Raw genomic sequence first — 18,932 nt, 5'->3', positions numbered from 1 at the left:
TCACACCAGCGCGACCGTGACGCCGGCAGCGGCGCTGAACGCGACCACGACGAGCGGCGGCGCGCGCCATGCGACCAGCAGGACGAAGCCGATCAGGGCGATGCCAAAATCCGCGGCGTTGTGGATGGTGGTTGTCCAGACCGGGTCGTACAGGGCCGCTCCCAGCACACCGACGACCGCGGCGTTGACCCCCCGCATCATGGCCTGGGCGCCTGCGCGTTTGCGGAACGAGTCCCAGAACGGCAGCGCGGCGAGCAGGACAAGCATGCCCGGCAGGAAGATGCCCAGGAGACCGAGCGCGGCTCCGACGATCCCATGCGGCTCCGGAGCGACGACGGTGCCGAGATAGGCGGCGAAGGTGAAGAGCGGGCCCGGTACGGCCTGCGCGGCGCCGTAGCCAGCGAGAAAGGCGTCGTCGCTCAGCCAGCCAGGTCCGACGAAGGCCTCGCGCAGCAGCGGAAGCACGACGTGCCCACCGCCGAACACGAGTGCGCCCGAGCGATAGAAGGCATCGAACAAGGCGACGCCGGTCGATCCCGTCACGCCGCGCAGCAGCGGAAGTCCCGCCAACAGGATGGCAAACATGGCGAGCGCAACCAGCCCCACGGTCCGCGACACCGGAATCGCGACGTGTCCGGACGGCGCCGCCTCGCCGCGGCAGAGCCACAGACCGGCGAGTCCGCCGAGAACGATCGCTCCGATCTGGGCGAGCGAGGCGGTGCTGAATAGGATGACGAGGGTTGCGGCGACCGCGATCGAGGCGCGCGTCCGGTCGGGGCAGAGCGTGCGCGCCATGCCCCAGACCGCCTGCGCGACGATGGCGACCGCGGTCAGCTTCAGTCCATGCAGCAGGCCGTCGCCGACCGGACCACTCAATTGGCCGGCACCATAGGCGAACAGCACGAGAATCGCGGCCGATGGCAGGGTGAAGCCGGTCCAGGCGGCGAGCGCGCCGAGATAGCCGGCCCGCATCAGCCCGATGGAGAATCCGACCTGGCTGCTGGCGGGGCCGGGCAGGAACTGGCAGAGGCCCACCAGATCGGCATAGGCATGCTCGTCGATCCACTTCCGCCTGACGACGAACTCGTCGCGGAAGTAGCCGATGTGGGCGATCGGACCGCCGAAGCAGGTCAGGCCGAGCGTGAGGAAGATCCGCAGGACCTCGAGCGCAGATCCGGAGCGCCCGCCGTGATCGGCGGGCGGGTTGGTCGCGGACTTCAGGCTGCTCACGGACGTTCGTTCCAGTCGCGAGGAGGTTCCTATCGGCTTTCGTTAAGGGGAAACGGGACCGTCGGCCAGTCTCAATCGCTCATGGCCGCTGATCGGACCGCGCGTCGGCTGCTGGCCATCTCATGCTTTCGATCGGTGGAATGGTGGGCACGGCGCCCCCGCGATCTCGCGCGAGGAGACCGCCTGTGCGCCTTTGCCCATTGTTGCCTGCTAGTTAGCTCCATCCCTCCAGCACGATCTTGCCGCGGGAGGTGTTGCTCTCGATCAACGCGTGCGCGCGCTTGAGGTTGGCCGCGTTGATGGTGCCGTAATTGTCGCCAAGGGTGGTGCGGATCACGCCCTTGTCGATCAGGTCGGACACGTCGTTGAGCAGATGGTGCTGCGCGATCATGTCGGGTGTCGTGAAAGATGAGCGCGTGAACATCGACTCCCAGTGGATCGAGATCGCCTTGCCCTTGAAGGCGGCGAGCGAGAACTCGGCGGGATCGTCGATCAGGCCGAACTTGCCCTGCGGCGTCATGAAGTCGGCGATTGCCTTGTAGTGCTGGTCGCTGTGGGTGAGGCTCGCGATGAGCGCGACCGGCGGCAGCTTCAGCGCGTCGATCTGCTCTTTCATCGGCTTGCCATGATCGATCACGGCATGGGCGCCGAGCTTCAGGCACCAGTCGCGCGACTCCGGTCGCGTCGCCGTGGCGAGCACGGTCAGCCCGGTGAGCCGGCGCGCGAGCTGGATCAGGATCGAGCCGACGCCGCCGGCGGCGCCCGTGATCAGCAAAGTGCGGTCGTCGAGGCTCTTGCCGGGGATTGCGCCGAGCCGGTCGAACAAGAGCTCCCAGGCCGTGATCGAGGTCAGGGGCAGGGCGGCGGCTTCGGCGAACGACAGGCTCTTCGGCTTGCGGCCGACGATGCGCTCGTCGACCAGATGGAATTCGGCATTGGTGCCCTGGCGCAGGATCGAGCCGGCGTAGAACACCTCGTCACCGGGCTTGAACAGGCTCACGTCCGGGCCGATAGCCTCGACCACGCCAGCGGCGTCATAGCCCAGGATCTTGGTTTCGCCGGCGGGCGGTGCGGCGCGCTTGCGCACCTTGGTGTCGACCGGATTGACCGAGACCGCTTTCACGGCGACGCGGATGTCGCGTCCCTTCGGCTCGGGTTTGGCGGTCTCGAAATCGAACAGCGCGCGGTCCTCGGTGATGGGCAGCGACTGCTGGTATCCGACGGCCTTCATGAACAGCCTCCTGGTTGGCTTGGCAATAGGATCTGTTTGTCCTGCTGGCATCACTTCAGCAAGTACTGTAAAAATGGGGAACTAGTCCCCATTTGGATACTATTGGGCCAAAACGCGATGAAACGGAAGAATTTCACCCGCCGTCCCGGCTGCGCGGTCGAAGCCACGCTCGATCTGATCGACGGCAAGTGGAAGGGCGTGATCCTCTACCACCTGCAGGGTGGCAGCCAGCGCTTCGGCGAGCTGCGCCGGCTGATGCCCGGCATCACTCAGCGCATGTTGACCAAGCAGCTGCGGGCGCTCGAGGACGACGGGCTGGTCGTCCGCAAGGTCTATGCCGAGGTGCCGCCGCGCGTCGAATACAGCCTGTCCGAGGTCGGCGAGAGCCTGCGGCCGGTGATCGAGGTTCTCAGAAGCTGGGGCGAGCGGCACCAGGAACGGCTGTCCTGCGCACCCGTTGCGGAGACCATCAAAGCGCCGCATCAGACCGCCTGAGCTTGGCCGCACCCGCCGTTCCGCCTATATCGAAGTCCTCATTGTCCGGGATTCTTTGCATGACGTTGATTCGCACTTCCGTGGTCCTGCTGCTGTCCCTGCTGGCCGCCTCTCCGCTCGCGGCCCAGGACCGGCGCGTGCCGCAGTCCCAGGCCGAGCTCCGGCTGTCCTATGCGCCGATCGTGCAGCGGGTGCAGCCGGCAGTCGTCAACGTTTACGCCGCCAAGGTGGTGCAGAACCGCAATCCCTTCCTCGACGATCCCATCTTCCGCCGCTTCTTCGGCCTGCAGGGCGGACCGCAGGAGCAGATGCAGCGCTCGCTCGGCTCGGGCGTGATGATCGATCAGTCGGGTCTCGTCGTCACCAACGTGCACGTCATCGAGGGCGCCGACGAGGTGAAGGTGTCGCTGTCCGACAAGCGCGAATTCGAGGCCGAGATCGTGCTGAAGGACAGCCGCACCGACCTTGCTGTGCTCAAGCTGAAGGGAACGCGCGAGTCGTTCGTCACGCTCGACCTCGCCAATTCCGACGATCTGCTGGTCGGCGATATCGTGCTGGCGATCGGCAATCCGTTCGGCGTCGGCCAGACCGTGACGCACGGCATCGTCTCGGCGCTGGCGCGCACGCAGGTCGGCATCACCGACTATCAGTTCTTCATCCAGACCGATGCCGCGATCAATCCCGGCAATTCCGGCGGTGCGCTGGTCGATATCAACGGCCGTCTGGTCGGCATCAACACCGCGATCTATTCCAAGTCCGGCGGCTCGCAGGGCATCGGCTTCGCGATTCCCGCCAACATGGTGCGGGTCGTCGTGGCGTCTGCCAAGAGCGGCGGCAAGGCGGTCAAGCGTCCGTGGCTCGGCGCGCGGCTGCAGGCGGTGACCCCTGAGATCGCCGAGAGCCTCGGCTTGCGCTCACCGACCGGCGCGCTGGTCGCCTCCGTGGTCGCGAACAGCCCGGCGGCGAAGGCGGGCATCAAGTCGTCCGACCTGATCGTGTCGATCGACGGCCAGACCGTCGACGATCCCAACGCCTTCGACTACCGCTTCGCCACGCGGCCGCTCGGCGGCACCGCGCAGATCGAGGTGCAGCGCGGCGGCAAGCCGGTGAAGGTCGCGGTCGCGCTGGAGACGGCGCCGGACACGGGGCGCAACGAGATGGTCATCAACGGCCGCTCGCCGTTCCAGGGTGCCAAGGTCGCCAACATCTCGCCCGCGGTGGCCGACGAGCTGCATCTCGATGCCGACACCGAGGGCGTCGTCATTCTCGAGCCGGGCGACGGCACCACGGCGGCCAATGTCGGCTTCCAGAAGGGCGACGTGATCATGGCGGTCAACAACCAGAAGATCGCCAAGACCGCTGATCTCGACAAGGCCGCGCGCGAGACCGCCCGCGTCTGGCGCATCACCGTGCTGCGCGGCGGCCAGCAGATCAACGTCACGCTCGGCGGATGAGTCCGAAGCGCCCCCAGCAGGGAGGCCCGAGCCTCTTCGCCGCGGCGGGGATGGAGCACGATGCGCCGCGGCCGCTGCCGGAGCGGCTGCGCCCCCACAAGCTCTCCGACGTCGTCGGACAGGATCACATCCTCGGCCCCGACGGCGCGCTGACGCGCATGCTGGAGACGCGGACGCTGGGCTCGCTGATCTTCTGGGGCCCGCCCGGCACCGGCAAGACCACGGTGGCGCGGCTGTTGGCCGATGCCACCGAGCTGCATTTCGAGCAGATCTCCGCGGTGTTCTCCGGCGTCGCCGACCTGAAGAAGGTGTTCGACGCCGCGCGCGCCCGCCGCGAGACCGGGCAGGGCACGCTTCTCTTCGTCGACGAGGTGCACAGGTTCAATCGCGCCCAGCAGGATTCCTTCCTGCCGGTGATGGAGGACGGCACCGTCGTGCTGGTCGGCGCCACCACCGAGAACCCGTCCTTCGAGCTCAACGCCGCTCTGTTGTCGCGTTCGCGCGTGCTGGTGTTCCACTCGCTCGACGCCGCCGCGATCGAGCGGCTCTACAGCAACGCCGAAGCGGTCGAGGGCCGCAAGCTGCCGCTCGACGACGAGGCGCGCGCCGTGCTGATCCGCATGGCCGACGGCGACGGCCGCGCCGCGCTGACGCTCGCCGAGGAAGTCTGGCGCTCGGCGCGCAAGGACGAGATCTTCAACGCGGTGCAACTGCAGGACATCCTGCAGCGCCGGGCGCCGATCTACGACAAGTCGGCCGACGGCCACTACAACCTGATCTCGGCGCTGCATAAGGCGGTGCGCGGCTCCGATCCGGATGCGGCGCTGTACTATTTCGCACGCATGCTCGACGCCGGCGAGGACCCGCTGTTCCTGGCGCGCCGCATCGTGCGCATGGCGGTGGAGGACATCGGCCTTGCCGATCCGCAGGCGCTGGTCATCGCCAACGCCGCCAAGGACGCCTATGATTTCCTGGGCTCGCCGGAAGGCGAGCTCGCGATCGCGCAGGCCGTGATCTATGTCGCGACCGCGCCGAAATCCAACGCCGCCTACAAGGCCTTCGGCGCCGCCAAGCGGGTGGCGAAGGAGGGCGGCTCGCTGCTGCCGCCGAAGCACATCCTCAACGCGCCGACCAAGCTGATGCAGGGCGAAGGCTACGGCGCCGGCTACCAGTACGACCACGACGCCCCCGATGCGTTCTCCGGGCAGGACTACTTCCCCGAAGCCCTCGGCCGCCAGCAGTTCTACGACCCGCCCGAGCGCGGCTTCGAGCGCGAGATCAGGAAACGGCTGGATTATTGGGCGAAGCTGAGGAAGGAGCGGGGCGGTTGAATAGCGCCTCGTTCCAGAGGCGTTGATCGTTGCTCCGCCGGACTACGTTGATTTTACCGTCCAGCAAGAAAATCAGACTGGTACCGCGGCCCTTCTTCTAGCTTCCGCCATTTTGCGCAGTGCAGCAAGCCTGCCGTTGGGTGCAGCGGTCGCGATGCGGCCTTGTTAAGCAGGCGGGATCGATCTTGGACTTCGCTTGACACCTTCATCGACTCTGGCGACTACTTTTGAAATCCCGAGACCGATTTTTGCGTCGCGCGTCCAGCTCATCTTTCTCGTTGGCCCAACAAGTGCGTTGTCGGCGAGTGTTGTGAAGGCGGGACTGCAGTTCGACAGCAGCCCTAGTTGTTGTGAGACCCTGTCCGGTCGCAACTCATTTTCGGAGCTGGACAAAGCGATTCTTTAAGGGCAGCTTCCTCTCATTAGGAAAGCTTTTTTTACAATTCATACCCGCAGGAGCGAGCCATGATATTCAAGCTGGGAGCGGTCGCATCCACTGTAAGCCTTGTGATTTTCGGCGCTGGAAGTGCAGCGGCTGCGTCCTTGTCGGAGTGCAACGCAGCACTGATCGTCTCTACCTACAACAAAATAGATGCTTCCAAGTCCGATTGGCGAATGGCGACGTTCGTAGACAAGGAGGCTTATAACAAGATCAAGGAATCGGCCGGTGCATCTGCTGTCATATACGGAGTGCCGGTGGGCGCAAATTACGACCAGTTCCGCGAGAGTATCGACCGCTACAAGACAAGCACGACGGAGAGTTTTTCGCAGGAGCAATTCCACAACATTTCTTGGACAGGCCTCGGGGCCGAGGCGGCGGATGCTTACAAGGAATGTATCAGGCAGAAGAGTCGAGGCTTGTACATTGTTCCCGATAAGGCAACCGATTCCGACCTGTCGTTCCGTGTAGTTTACGGCGTGGTTGGCGGCAGTCCCAACCCGCTTCCTGTGAAATGGATGGGTGCCGCGGCGAAGGACGCCTCCCTGCCGGGAACGGTGAGTGCCGGTGAAAAAATTATCGTCATCGACAGACCGGCCAAGTCCTCCATGCTGGCGCTCAACGACGATGCAAACGCCGGTTTTTCCGATTCGCTGATTCTGACGCCTTTGCCGCCTCCGATTCCTCCGGAGCAAAAATTCGCCAACCGGTGTGTTATTACACAGACCGATGACCCCGGACCCGTGACTAGAGGCAATTCGTTCTCATGGACTTGCGACAGGTTGAGGGCTGGCACCTACGCAGTTTCGTTGAGCGTTGTGCCCAGTGCGGCACGACCGGTCCGCTTAAACTGGCATTCGCAGATCAAATTCATTGGAGACAAGGAGACCGAGGTCTTCGATCTTGCCAAGTCTTCTGGCGGCACCATCGATACTGTGAATGCCGGCATCGGAACAAGCTTCCAGAGCAACGGTAACAACATCACTGTTAAACAGTCGGGGGCGCTTCCTGTAATCAGCGTCTTCATAGATAATACCTGGTGGCACATGGACTTTGCCAACCAGTCCAACGACCCAATCAACATTCCAAAGAATGTCAGCATATCGGTGATCGGAAAATAGACGCAAGCGCTGCAGCGGAAATGCAGTCTCTCCAATTGCACGCGCAGCGCTAGGGCCGGAGGACGCGCCCGACGACCCGGCGCGTCCTAGGTTGAGAGAGCTGCCGTCGTTGCGGTGACAGCAGAACGTTAGTTTACTTCCCGCTCTGCACGAACTCCACGATCTCCCGCGTCAGCCGGTCGTCCTCGGTGTTGATGGAGTAGACCTCCGACATGTGACTATGCTGCGGCAGCATCACCGCGCGCGCACAGCCCGCAGGCCGCTTGCAGGCGGCCTGCTTCAGGAGGTCGAACTGCTCGACGAAGCGCGGCGGGTCGAGCTCGGCGGAGGCGATCATCAGCGGCAGGCTCGAGGCCTGCAGGCCTGATAGCGACGAGCGCTCCTTGAAGCGCGAGGGATCGGTGCCGAAATAGGCCATCTCCTGGTCGCCGAGCGGCGTCGCGGTGAGGTCGTAGACGCCCGAGGCCATGATCGCGCCCGCAAGGCCGCCACCGGCGACCTTGTGGAATTCGGGATGCGCCACATAGGTCGCGACGTGCACCGCGCCGGCCGAATGGCCCATCAGATAGACGCGCGCGGGATCGCCGCCGTTCTCGGCGGCGTGGGCGGCCACCCATTGCACCGCGCTGGCGACGTCCTCGACGCCGGCGGGCCAGGGGAATTTCGGCGCCAGGCGGTAGGTGATGTTGATGCCGACGAAGCCGTGCTTGGTGGCCCATAGCATGATGTTGTCGTAGAACGGGCCGTCCGGCGTGGTGCGCTTGTTGCCGCCGATGAAGGCGCCGCCATGCACGAAGATCAGGATCGGGCGGGGCGCGGCGGCGCTGTCCGGCGTGAAGACGTCGAGCAGATTGCGCTCGGCCGTGCCGTATCTCACATCGCGCTGAACCTTGACGCCGATGTAGGGTTCCCTGGCCTGCAGCGGCGCGTAGATCGCGGCGGTCTTCGGCGGGTCGATGGCCCGGCCGATCTCGATCAGCTTCCAGGCAATGTCGTCGGGCATCGGGCTTTGTTGAGCTTGCGCGGCACCCAGCGTCAGCGCGGTCGCTACGATGCTCAGGGCCACTTTCGTCAGCGTCATTCAATTCGCTCCGATCACGTCCGATTTCGCGGGGCAAGGCCTCGCCGGGCCGATTTATCCCGATTTCGCCGTGACTGGCAGTGGCTTTTGAGATACGCAACCTGCCATGAGCCGCCGCATCAAGCGAACCCAGAGCAAATCCGACCGTCCCGCCGACCGCCGCAAGGGCGAGCGGCCGAAGGCCGAGGCTGCGCGCAGCGCAGGCGCGCCATCCAAGCGCGAGCCATCCAAGCGTCCGGATGGCGAGCGGCTGCGGCGCGACCGTTTTGCCGGCGAGCGCGAGGCGGCACCGCGTAGCGAGTTTGGTCGGGGCAAGGGCGATCGCGTCCGCGCCCCGCGCGCCGAGCGCGAGGATCGTCGCGACGCGTTCGAGTCGCGCGAGCGGCCGCCGGCCAAGCGCACCAGTGCCGGCAAGCCCGTGCGCTTTGGCGCCGAGCGGGCCGAGCGCAAGCCGGTCGCCGCACCGCCGCCGAAGAAGCCCGAGCCCGAGACGCCGGTGCTGCCGACCAAGGTGCAGACCGTCGTCGTCACCGCCGACGAGAACGGCATGCGCGTCGATCGCTTCCTCGAGGCACGCTTCCCCGGCCTGTCGTTCTCCCACATCCAGCGCATCGTCCGCAAAGGCGAGCTGCGGGTGAACGGCAAGCGCGCTGATAGCAAGGATCGCCTGGAGGAAGGCCAGAGCGTGCGCATCCCTCCGCTCAAGCTCGATGCGCCGAAGGAGCGCGCTGGCCTCACCGAGGGCGAGCGCAAGACGCTCGAAAGCCTGAAGTCGATGACGCTGTACGAGGACGACGACGTGCTCGTCCTCAACAAGCCGGCCGGGCTCGCGGTGCAGGGCGGCTCCGGCATGACCCGCCACATCGACCAGATGCTGGAGGTGATGCGCGACGCCAAGGGCCAGAAGCCGCGGCTCGTGCACCGCATCGACCGCGAGACCTCGGGCTGTCTGCTGGTCGCCAAGACCCGCTTTGCGGCGACCCATCTGACCGGCGCGTTCCGCCATCGCTCGGCCCGCAAGGTCTATTGGGCGCTGGTGGCCGGCGTGCCCAAGCCGAAGCAGGGCCGCATCTCGACCTATCTCGCCAAGGAGGAGAGCGAGGAGGATACCATCATGCGCGTCGCTGCGCATGGCGACGAGGGCGCCAGCCACGCGGTGACCTATTACGCCGTGGTCGAGGCCTCGGCCAACAAGCTCGCCTGGGTGTCCTTGAAGCCGGTCACGGGGCGCACCCATCAGTTGCGCGCGCACATGGCCCATATCGGCCACCCCATCGTCGGCGATCCCAAATATTTCAACATCGAGAACTGGGCGCTGCCCGGCGGCCTGCAGAATCGGCTGCATCTGCTGGCGCGCCGCATCGTCATCCCGCATCCGCGCGGCGGCGTGATCGATGCGACCGCACCGCTGCCGCCGCACATGCTGCAGTCGTGGAATCTGCTCGGGCTGGAGCACGACCGCTTCGACCCGATCGAGAACGCGCCGGAGGAGTGAGCGGCATCTCGTCGCCCGGATGAGCGAAGCGACATGCGGGTTCATCCGCACGGCGCGTAAGGCCCCGGATGTTGCTTCGCTCATCCGGGCTACGCAGCCGCTCAGTTCCGGAACTGCTCCAGGAACAGCCGCAGTGAATCGTGCGGCGTCTCGACGTCCAGAATAACCCAGCCGTCCGGTCCCTTGACGACGATGAAGTTCAGGGTGATGCGGCGGCCTTGATTGTCGAAGCTGGCGGCGACATAGGTCTTGTCGAACTGCCGGCGCAGGATCGAGATCGCGACCGGGCCGAGCTTCCAGCGCGGGCTCTGCACCAGGAAGTCGTAGGGCTCGCGCCGCGGGGCGGTCCAGGCTTTCGCCAGGCTCGGATCGAAGAACTGCCGTGCGGCCTCGGCCGTCCGCGGCAGCCCGCCGGAGAGCTCCGGGGCGCCCTGGCCGTAGTGGGCATAGACGTTGCGGACCAGCGATTCCGGGGTGCGGAAGCCGGCCGCGGCCGGGGCGGCGCTGCCGATCAGGACGAGGGCGGACAGCAGGGCGCGCATCGGCAGCTCGCATTTCGGACGGACAGGGCTTATCTAGCGCGAAAACGACGGATCCCGTGTGATCATCCCGTGAGAGGGCTGGAATTCTGATGCGTGAACTGTTTGACGACGTCGTCGGCCGGTCGCCGCTCGATCCGCAGGAATCGGCGCGCCAGGCGATGCGGACGCCGCTGCGCAAGCGCTTCTACAAGGAGGCCGGGACCGCCGCCGCCGAGGGCGGCTTCAACGTGACCCTTGACGGTCGGCCGATCCGCACGCCGTCGGGGCGCGTTGTCATCGTTCCCGCCGGGGAGCTGGCGGAGGCCGTGGCCGCCGAGTGGCAGGCCCAGGGCGACAGCATCGATCCCGCCACGATGCCGCTGACGCGGTTCGCCAACAGCGTCGTGCAGTCAGTGGTCGATCGCACCGACGACGTGCGCGAGGACATCGCCAAATATCTCCAGTCCGACCTGTTGTTCTACCGCGCCGGCCATCCCGAGGGGCTGGTCGCGCGCGAGGCCGAGCACTGGGACCCGGTGCTGGACTGGGCGCGCGACCGTCTGGGCGCGCATTTCATCCTGTCCGAGGGCATCATGCATGTGACCCAGCCGGGCGCCGCGGTGCAGGCGGCGCGGGGCGCGCTGCCGACCGGCCCGTGGACGGTGGCGGCGGCGCATGTCGTCACCACACTGACCGGCTCGGCGCTGCTGGCGCTGGCGCTGGTGCATGGGGTGCGCGACCCCGGCCAGGTCTGGGCGGCAGCCCATGTCGACGAGGACTGGAACGTCGCGCAATGGGGGGCCGACGAGGAGGCGATGAGCCGCCGCGCCGCCAAGCAGATCGACTACGAGGCCGCCGTCCGCATCCTCCGGGCGGTCGACGCCGTGCTCTGAGGCCGGTTAACGCCGGGTTTAGGGGCACCCGCTAGGCTCTGCGCGTAACCCGAGTACGCGCATGGTCCAGAGTGTCACCCCGTCGCCTTCCGTGAGCGCCGTCCGCGGCGTCGGCAGCTCGCCGGCCGGAACCGCGCCGCAGGCCGCGACCACGCTACAGGCCGGTGCGCTGCTCAGCGCCAGGGTGCAGCAGGTGCTCGCCGAGAACCTGGTCCAGGTCGCGATCGGAAACCTGTCGATGGAGCTCGCCAGCGAGCTGCCGCTGCAGGCCGGCCAGACCGTGCAGGTCGCAGTGTCGCAGACCGCGCAGGGGCTGCAGCTCGCCATCGTCGGCCAGGGCGGCAGCGCTGCCACTGGAACCAGTGGCACGCCGACGCCGGCGGCCACCGTCGTCGACGTCACCGGCCGGCTGGCGCCAACCTTGCCCCCGACGCCGGATCCGCTGACCGGGCTGGAGCGGCTCGCATTGTCGATCGCCAGCGAGGAGGCGGCGACCCGCCAGGGCAGCCAGGGCCAATTGTTCGCCGATCTCCAGGCCGTCGTCGACGCACCCAATCTTCCGCCGGCGTTGCGCGCGGCCGTGGCCCAGGTGCTGGCGCAGCAGACCCAGCTATCGCCGGCGCTGACCGCGGAGGATGTGCAGAGCGCGGTGCGGCATTCCGGCCTGTTTCTGGAATCCTCGCTCGCCAATGGCACCGCCGGCGCCGGCACGCCCGACCTGAAGGCGGCGCTGATCGTGCTGCGCCAGACGCTGGCGACGGTGCTGCAGACTGTCGATCCCGGCATGGCGGCCTCGACGTCGGCGTCGCCGGGAGGCTCCTATGCCTCGGTGCTGTCCGAGGCCGGCCGCGCCGCCGCCGCGCAACAACAGAGCGCTGCACCCTCGCTGGTGCCCGACATCGAGATCGAGCTGCCGCCCCAGCCCTGGGCAACGGCAATGGGGCGGCCCGACACCGTGTCTGCCGGCTTCACCGGCTCGGCGCTGATCGAGACCCTGACGGGCGCCAAGGCGCAGTCGCTCACGCCCGGCACGGTGCTGGCCGTGCTGCAGGAAGCGCAGCAGCAGATTCCGCGTGCCGCCGGCCTCGTTCCCGGACGCAACGCCAATGGCCGCGCCGAAATGGTCGTGCGCACCAACACGCCGCCGCCGCCGTTCCGCGGGGCTGCGCCGATGCCGCAGGCCGTGGCGACGGCGACGCTCGGCCCGGACACGCCGCTGCCGGCGATCGCGCACCGCCTGCTCGACGAGACCGACCAGGCGCTGTCGCGCCAGACCTTGCTGCAGGTCGCCTCGCTGCCGGATCGCCCGGACGCCTCGACCGCGCGCACCGATCCGGCGCTGCCGCGCTGGAATTTCGAGATTCCCTTCACCACCCCGCAAGGGACCGCGATGGCACAGTTCGAGATCTCGCGTGACGGCGGCACGCAGTCGCCGGACGCGGCCAAGCGCGTCTGGCGGGCGCGCTTCTCGCTCGACGTCGAGCCGGCCGGCCCGGTGCATGCCATGATCAGCTTCAGCGCCGAGCGCACCTCCGTGCGGATGTGGGCCGAGCGTCCGGTCACCGCCGCGCGGTTGCGCGCCGGTCTCTCCGAACTCAGCCAGGCCCTCAGCCGCGCGGAGCTGTCGCCGGGCGATCTCGTGGTGCAGGACGGCGCGCCGCCGGCCGTGATGCCGCCCAAGGCCGGCCATTTCCTGGATCGCGCGCTATGAGCATCGAGGTGAAGGCCGCCAACAAGACCCAGCTCGCCGTCGCCTTGCACTATGACAAGGGCCAGGGCGCGCCGCGCGTCGTCGCCAAGGGCAAGGGCACGATCGGCGCCAAGATCATCGAGGTCGCCAAGGCGCACGACATCCCGATCGAGGAGAACGAGGTGCTCGCCGGCGCGCTCTCCAATGTTGAGCTCGGCGACGAGATCCCGGAGGAGCTCTACAAGGCCGTCGCCGAGGTGCTGGTGTTCGTGCTCAATCTGTCGCGTCCGATGCGCTAGCGCCGCATTTGTGATCTCCGTCATGCGTCGGTCGTCACCGCCGTGTGGTAGGGAGGGCGAACGACGACGGAGACTTGCGATGTCCATGATGAGCCGCCGCCATGCGCTTGCCCTGATGGCCGGCGCCAGCCTGTTGCCCGCGCGCTCGCTCGCGCATGTCGCCCCGCCGCGCAACGAGGTCCGTGGCGATCTCGTCAAGCGCTTCACCGACGAGGGCACCAAGGGCACGTTCCTGGCCTACAAGGTCGAGGAGTATCTCATCATCGCCAGCGACACCGATCGCTCCGGCGAGGCGAAGCTGCCGGCCTCGACCTTCAAGATCGCCAATTCGCTGATCGCGCTGGAGACCGGCGTCGTCGAGGATCCCGACAAGGACGTGTTCAAATGGGATGGCGTCACGAGATCGATCGAGGCCTGGAACAAGGATCACACCTTGCGCAGCGCGATCGCGGTCTCCGCCGTCCCGGTCTATCAGGAGATCGCGCGCCGGATCGGTCCTGAGCGCATGCAGAAATATCTCGAGGAGCTCGACTACGGCAATCACGATATCGGCGGCGGCATCGACCAGTTCTGGCTGACGGGCGCGCTTCGCATCGATCCGGTGGAGCAGGTCGATTTCATCGATCGCCTCAGGCGCGGCGCGCTGCCGGTGTCGAAGCGCAGCCAGGATCTGACCCGCGACATCATCCCGACCACCAAGGTCGGCGAGGCCGTGATCCATTTCAAGTCGGGGCTGCTGGGGAAGGAGCAGGGCGCGCTCGGCTGGATGGTTGGCTGGGTCGACAAGGGTGACCAGCCCACCGTGTTCGCGCTCAACATGGATTGCCCCGAGGAGCGCCATGTTGCGGACCGCATGACGCTGGCGCAAGCCTGCCTGAAGGACATCGGAGCGCTGTAGGTGATTGACAGTAGGGTGGGCAAAGGCGCGAGGCACATTCTTAGTCGTAGATGACGCCGTCGCGCGCCGTGCCCACCGTCTTGCCCGGCGCGGTGGGCACGGTGCTCGGAGCGACGCGAGCGTCGCTCCTGCGCGCCTTTGCCCACCCTACATTCTCGTCACCGCCGCGACAGCTCCAGGTTGACGCCGGTGATCTCCGTGCCCGCCGGCCGGATCGACACCGTCTGCCGGCGTCCCTGCGTCGTCAGCGACAGCCCGGCCGAAAACGTCTGCCCGCGCGCCTGGGCCTCGATGCGGTTGCCGACGGCGCGGCCCTCGATGGTGCCGGACGCATTGTGGCTCGCCTCGCTCCATTGCCCCGTGATCTCGCCGCCGCGATAGGCGACGTCGCTGGAGAGATCGATGTTGTAGCTGTCGCTGGCGCAGCGGATGTTGAGGCGGAGCTGCTCGCCGGCGCCGCCGACGTCGTAGGCCGCGCGGCAGCGCAGCCGCTCCTGGTTGCCGTCGGACATGCTGAGTACGCCGCCGCCGCTCCAGGAGCCTTCCAGCCCCCGGAACGGCGAGGCCGGCGCGGCATGGGCGGCGCCAGCTAGAACAAGGGCAGTCAGCAAAGTGGGGATCGCAAGGCGAGAGGCGCGCATCATCGGGCTCCGTTTCATCGTCGAAAAGTGAGCGACAACGCAGGAACACCCGATGCGTTCGATCTGTCACCTCAAGAATTGATCCAAATCGTTCTATTTTTGCTCACGACAGTTTGAACAGCGTGCGCAGGAAGTCCGTTACCGCCTGGCGCGCGGCCTCCGCGGTGGCGGGATTGCCGCCGACATGCGGATCGAGCTCGACGCAGGCGTCCTGATAGGTGAAGGGCTGCTGCGTCTCGGCATTGATCAGCATCCCGCCGTCGCTCTCCTTGATGCGGCAGTTGCGCACGGTCTGCGCCTTCGGCGCGACGGCGAGCATGTTGGCGCCGAGCAGGCCGAGGTCGAAGCCGTGTGGCGAGTCCGGATATTCGGTCAGCGCAACGTCGCGGCCCGCTGCCTTCAGCCGCTCGACATAGGCCTTGCAGGTCCGCACCGGATTGTAGTCGTCCGGTCCGCCGTGAAAGATCCGGATCGGCCGCGCCACCACATCGGTCTCACCGACATAGGTCGTCGAGCAGTCCGGATAGAACGGGATGTAGGCGGCAAATTGCAGCCCGGAATTGTTCCAGCGCTTGTGGAAACGCTCCAGGCTCGCATACAGCGCCGCCTGACCGCCGCGCGAAAATCCCATCAGCACGATGCGCTCGGGATCGACGCGCGGATGCTTCGCCAGCACGTCGAGCGAGCGATAGATGTCCATGATCAAATTGAGCCGGCCGAGCTGCGCCTGGTTGGTGCTGGTGGCGGTGATGCCGCGTCCGGTGAAGCCGTCGATCGCGAAGGTCGAGATCCCCATCGCATTGAAGGTGCGGCTCCAGGCCGCGATGTTGCCGCCGACGCCGCCCGATCCATGCATCAGCACCACGACCGGCAGCCGGCCGCTGCCTTGCGCGACGCGCAGCTCGCCCACGACCGTGACCGGCTTGCCATTGTCGTCGCCGGACAGGAACTGCCGGTCGGACAGCGTGAGCGAGGGGATCGGATACATCTCGATCCGGGCAGGCGTGTCCTTGGAGATGCCTTGGGCATGGGCGCGGCTGCAGAGGCTGAGACCGGCCGCGGTCAGCAGGATCGTGACGACGGTCGCTGCCGTCAGCCGCAGCGATCGTCGAGCGGCTCGAGGCAATGCGTCGGTAAGTCTGAAACGAGCGGGCGCATCAAGCGCCGACGGCGCGGCACTATTATGTCGCTCCATGACCGTCCTCCTGGCTCGCCGCTTGTTGCGGCTTGGCAACCAAGTAGAACGAGGGATCACGGAGCTGTCAAACGGCGTCACGACCTGCGAAGAGCGAGACTGGTGGACAACGCAGCGTGTGGTGCGCTGCGGGACTTGATCGCTACAGAAAGCTAGCCTGATAGCTCGTCGCCATCAACGAGACATGCGCTTCGAGGGGAGGTCGCAACTCGAAGGCTCGCGGATCTCGGGCGAAATTCCATAGTCGCACCAGGAGCCAGTCGTCGCGATACGCTTCGGCAATCGCGAGCTCATTTCGAGTGATGTGAAATGGCGTGCGTTCCCAGCCGTTCGTCGTCTTAACCTCGATGAGCCGTTCTCGACCGTCGGGTTCGAAGCTCCTGATGTCATAGCCCGCGCCGTCGCCATCGACGTCGGAAACCCATCGAATTTGGCGCGCGAGATCGGTCCGGCCTGCGGCCAGCAGAGTTGAGCGCTCATGGGCCAGAACGCGTTCTTCACCGGCGCGGCCGAGCGCGCGATTGCGCGCGTCCCGTGCCCCCACATCATATTTTCTGGCAATCACCACCATCTGTTCGAGCTCTTCAGGGGGAGGCGCGTTGCTGTGTGTTGGAGGCGGTCCGATCCACAGTGGCGGAGGCTCCCCATAGCCTGATCCTAATGAGATCGCTGCTGCCCGCGTCGTTCGTGCGAGCCATTCCGGGTTGCGGTCCAGCCAGCGAGCTACGGCAACTTCGAGTGAGGACTGAAAATTGAAGGCGGGCCTGTAGCCAGCGATCCATTCTTCGCCGAGCCCCTTGAGTACGGCACTGATATTTCGATTCTTGTACTCGATCGAACCGTGTGTTCGGCCGGTCGATGCCTGCACGGCACGGTTACGTTCGGCTTTGTTGTACGGTCTCCCCGCGACATCATCCGCGAGCATCGCGAAATAATCGGCGACAATGGCGTCGTTCTGCTCATCGGTCCAGGCGCCAGCCATAGATGCCCTTCGGCAGGATGTGAGGAGCCGCCTGCCTCACACGCAACCATAGCTTAAGGTGCCCGAGCTGGCCAGCAGGCTCAGCTTTGCTGGCGAATTCGATTATGGCGTGGAGAGGCGTCGTCATAGTTGTCCAGAAAGCGATGGACAGAGAGGAGGCCTCTGCCCGACGGGCAATCCTCGCATATCATCCATGCCCGAACTGCCCGTCGTGCCAGTTTGTCGCGGACTGATCACTTGCACCGTCGAGGCTGGGCAAGAACTCAGTGTTCACGGTAAGATTTGGGGGCATGACGAATCGGCCGTTCAAGAGCGGCGAGAGCCGCGATCAAGAGAGCCTGCTTCCGCCTCGGATTGAGGATTATGTCGGGCCGGACAATCCGGTTCGTGCGATTGACAGCTACGTCAACGCTCTCGATCTGGCCAAGCTTGGCTTCCGCCACGCCAAGCGGAGGGGATCGGGTGTCGGGCAGCCGCCGTACGATCCGGCGGACCTGCTGAAGCTTTATCTCTATGGTTATCTGAACCAGGTCAGATCGTCGCGCCGGCTCGAGCGTGAAGCCGGCCGCAATCTGGAGCTGATCTGGTTGTTGAGGAACCTGAAGCCCGGCTATCGGACGATTGCGAACTTCCGCAAGGAGAACTGGGCTGCCTTGAAGGCGGCGAACCGTAGCTTCGTCCTGTTGCTGCAGGAGATCGGGTTGATCGGCGGGACCCTGGTCGCGGTCGACGGCGCGCTGTTCCACGGCAATGCCAGCAAGGACAGCATCTTCACGCGCGGGAAGCTCGCCAAACAGATCGCCAAGCTCGATGAGGAGATTGAGGCGTACGGCAAGTCTCTCGACACCAACGACGCGGCGGAAGCCAAGCAGCCCGACGACGGCAAGGATGGCAACAAGGATGGCGGCGATGTCGGGGACAAGATCAAGGAGCTGATGGCCAGGCGTGAACGCGCACAGTCCGATCTGGAGAACCTGGACAAGGGCGACAAGGGACAGGTGTCGAAGACCGATTCCGATGCGCGACTGCTGAGCAAGGGCGACCAGACGATCGCAGGCTACAATGTCCAGAGCGTCGTCGACGACAAGCATAAGCTGATCATCGCCAGCGAGGTCGTCAATCGCAGCGATACAGGACACCTTCATATGATGGCGAAGGCGGCCAAGGAGGGCCTCCAGGTCGAGGCGCTGCAGATACTGGCAGATGTTGGCTATTACAACAGCGAGGATATCAAGGCTTGCGAGGATGACGGCGTCACCGCCTATGTCCCGCTGCATCACGGCAATGGCAAGAAGCACGGTCGCTTCACGCGAGGTGACTTCACCTACAATTCCGCGACCGACACCTACCAGTGTCCCGCAGACCAAGCGCTGCATCCAACAAAGAAGCTCTGGAAGAATACGAGCGGCAGGATGGAACGCCGCTACCTGGCCTCCGTGGCGACTTGCGGCATCTGCCCCCTCAAGGCGTCTTGTCTCTCTGCGAAGGAAAAAAGCCGCCGCGTCTCTCGATGGGAGCACGAAGAGGTGCTGGATCGTCACCGCCAGAGGATGGCGAGCGAACAGGCCGGCCAATTGATGCGCCGCCGCTCGGCCATCGTCGAGCACCCGTTCGGCACGCTCAAGTGCCGCGCCGGCTATCAGCACTTCCTTGTCCGCGGCTTCGACAAGGTTCGCGGGGAATGGAGCCTCATGGCGCTCTGCTACAATCTCACCCGCGCCCTCAACATTCTCGGCTTCGACGACTTCCTCGCCCGCATCGCCGAATGGGCTCTTGCAGCTCTACATGCCACTTCCGGCGAAGCGAGGGGCGCATGGGAGGCGGTTTCGCTTGCCCTGATCCGATTCTGGACCATGATGCAGTCATGGCTCGAAATTGCACCGCGCCGAGCCCTCTCACCCCCCTAATTCGGATTCTTGCCCAGCCTCGTCGGGCA

17 protein-coding genes are annotated in these 18,932 nt (G+C 65.9%); 10 read left to right on the top strand and 7 right to left on the bottom strand.

What is annotated here, in order from left to right; all coding sequences use genetic code 11:
• Nucleotides 1–1,221 (bottom strand): chromate efflux transporter, encoded by a 1,221-nt coding sequence (chrA, locus tag QX132_RS25960; protein WP_315776784.1) that lies wholly within the window; start codon nucleotides 1,219–1,221, stop codon nucleotides 1–3.
• Nucleotides 1,222–1,444: 223 nt separating this feature from the next.
• Nucleotides 1,445–2,461: a zinc-binding alcohol dehydrogenase family protein gene (locus QX132_RS25955; protein WP_315776619.1), complete on the bottom strand. Its 1,017-nt coding sequence runs from the start codon at nucleotides 2,459–2,461 to the stop codon at nucleotides 1,445–1,447.
• A 117-nt stretch (nucleotides 2,462–2,578) separates the two neighbouring features.
• Between QX132_RS25955 and QX132_RS25950 the strand changes: the two genes are divergently transcribed.
• The 4 genes from QX132_RS25950 to QX132_RS25935 all read left to right on the top strand — a co-directional run bounded on the left by QX132_RS25950 (nucleotide 2,579) and on the right by QX132_RS25935 (nucleotide 7,301).
• Entirely contained in the window at nucleotides 2,579–2,956 is a 378-nt protein-coding gene (locus tag QX132_RS25950) for a helix-turn-helix domain-containing protein (protein WP_315737613.1), read from the top strand.
• 59 nt (nucleotides 2,957–3,015) lie between these two features.
• Nucleotides 3,016–4,410 carry a DegQ family serine endoprotease gene (locus QX132_RS25945; protein ID WP_315776618.1) on the top strand — a complete coding sequence of 465 codons (1,395 nt, stop codon included), beginning with the start codon at nucleotides 3,016–3,018 and terminating at the stop codon, nucleotides 4,408–4,410.
• Complete coding sequence (locus tag QX132_RS25940; RefSeq protein ID WP_315776617.1) at nucleotides 4,407–5,741, top strand: replication-associated recombination protein A; 1,335 nt, start codon at nucleotides 4,407–4,409, stop codon at nucleotides 5,739–5,741. Before QX132_RS25945 ends, QX132_RS25940 begins: the two co-directional genes overlap by 4 nt.
• 465 nt (nucleotides 5,742–6,206) lie before the next feature.
• Nucleotides 6,207–7,301: a hypothetical protein gene (locus QX132_RS25935; RefSeq protein ID WP_315737616.1), complete on the top strand. Its 1,095-nt coding sequence runs from the start codon at nucleotides 6,207–6,209 to the stop codon at nucleotides 7,299–7,301.
• Between the two features lie 133 nt (nucleotides 7,302–7,434).
• Here the strand turns inward: QX132_RS25935 and QX132_RS25930 are convergent, their stop codons facing one another.
• Nucleotides 7,435–8,382, bottom strand: coding sequence for an alpha/beta hydrolase (locus QX132_RS25930; RefSeq protein WP_315798655.1), 948 nt, complete (start codon nucleotides 8,380–8,382; stop codon nucleotides 7,435–7,437).
• Nucleotides 8,383–8,488: 106 nt separating this feature from the next.
• On the opposite strand from QX132_RS25930, the gene QX132_RS25925 reads away from it, so the two are divergent.
• On the top strand, nucleotides 8,489–9,877 hold the full coding sequence (locus tag QX132_RS25925) for an RluA family pseudouridine synthase (protein ID WP_315798654.1): 1,389 nt from the start codon (nucleotides 8,489–8,491) through the stop codon (nucleotides 9,875–9,877).
• 101 nt (nucleotides 9,878–9,978) lie between these two features.
• On the opposite strand, the gene QX132_RS25920 is transcribed toward QX132_RS25925, so the two are convergent.
• Nucleotides 9,979–10,419 (bottom strand): hypothetical protein, encoded by a 441-nt coding sequence (locus QX132_RS25920; RefSeq protein WP_315776614.1) that lies wholly within the window; start codon nucleotides 10,417–10,419, stop codon nucleotides 9,979–9,981.
• A gap of 89 nt (nucleotides 10,420–10,508) precedes the next feature.
• On the opposite strand from QX132_RS25920, the gene QX132_RS25915 reads away from it, so the two are divergent.
• The 4 genes from QX132_RS25915 (at nucleotide 10,509) to blaOXA (ending at nucleotide 14,178) form a co-directional block, all read left to right on the top strand.
• Nucleotides 10,509–11,291 carry an ATP12 family chaperone protein gene (locus QX132_RS25915; RefSeq protein ID WP_315780838.1) on the top strand — a complete coding sequence of 261 codons (783 nt, stop codon included), beginning with the start codon at nucleotides 10,509–10,511 and terminating at the stop codon, nucleotides 11,289–11,291.
• Between the two features lie 61 nt (nucleotides 11,292–11,352).
• Entirely contained in the window at nucleotides 11,353–13,002 is a 1,650-nt protein-coding gene (locus QX132_RS25910; RefSeq protein ID WP_316163221.1) for a flagellar hook-length control protein FliK, read from the top strand.
• Nucleotides 12,999–13,280 carry an EscU/YscU/HrcU family type III secretion system export apparatus switch protein gene (locus QX132_RS25905; RefSeq protein WP_315714536.1) on the top strand — a complete coding sequence of 94 codons (282 nt, stop codon included), beginning with the start codon at nucleotides 12,999–13,001 and terminating at the stop codon, nucleotides 13,278–13,280. Before QX132_RS25910 ends, QX132_RS25905 begins: the two co-directional genes overlap by 4 nt.
• 79 nt (nucleotides 13,281–13,359) lie before the next feature.
• Nucleotides 13,360–14,178: an OXA-1091 family oxacillin-hydrolyzing class D beta-lactamase gene (gene blaOXA, locus QX132_RS25900; RefSeq protein ID WP_315771164.1), complete on the top strand. Its 819-nt coding sequence runs from the start codon at nucleotides 13,360–13,362 to the stop codon at nucleotides 14,176–14,178.
• A 158-nt stretch (nucleotides 14,179–14,336) separates the two neighbouring features.
• Here the strand turns inward: blaOXA and QX132_RS25895 are convergent, their stop codons facing one another.
• The 3 genes from QX132_RS25895 to QX132_RS25885 all read right to left on the bottom strand — a co-directional run bounded on the left by QX132_RS25895 (nucleotide 14,337) and on the right by QX132_RS25885 (nucleotide 16,996).
• Nucleotides 14,337–14,822 carry a hypothetical protein gene (locus tag QX132_RS25895; RefSeq protein WP_315811469.1) on the bottom strand — a complete coding sequence of 162 codons (486 nt, stop codon included), beginning with the start codon at nucleotides 14,820–14,822 and terminating at the stop codon, nucleotides 14,337–14,339.
• Between the two features lie 100 nt (nucleotides 14,823–14,922).
• Nucleotides 14,923–15,945, bottom strand: coding sequence for a dienelactone hydrolase family protein (locus tag QX132_RS25890; RefSeq protein ID WP_409997752.1), 1,023 nt, complete (start codon nucleotides 15,943–15,945; stop codon nucleotides 14,923–14,925).
• A gap of 211 nt (nucleotides 15,946–16,156) precedes the next feature.
• Complete coding sequence (locus tag QX132_RS25885) at nucleotides 16,157–16,996, bottom strand: DUF3883 domain-containing protein (protein ID WP_315771166.1); 840 nt, start codon at nucleotides 16,994–16,996, stop codon at nucleotides 16,157–16,159.
• A gap of 290 nt (nucleotides 16,997–17,286) precedes the next feature.
• Here QX132_RS25885 and QX132_RS25880 point away from each other — a divergent pair, with 290 nt between their 5' ends.
• Nucleotides 17,287–18,903, top strand: coding sequence for an IS1182 family transposase (locus tag QX132_RS25880; protein WP_316160100.1), 1,617 nt, complete (start codon nucleotides 17,287–17,289; stop codon nucleotides 18,901–18,903).
• Nucleotides 18,904–18,932: the final 29 nt, after the last annotated feature.

The sequence above is a fragment of the Bradyrhizobium sp. SZCCHNRI20481 genome (genome assembly GCF_032485055.1).
GTDB lineage: Bacteria > Pseudomonadota > Alphaproteobacteria > Rhizobiales > Xanthobacteraceae > Bradyrhizobium.
The sequence above is the reverse complement of the archived record's forward strand: the minus strand, read 5'-3'. Positions and strand labels throughout refer to the sequence as shown.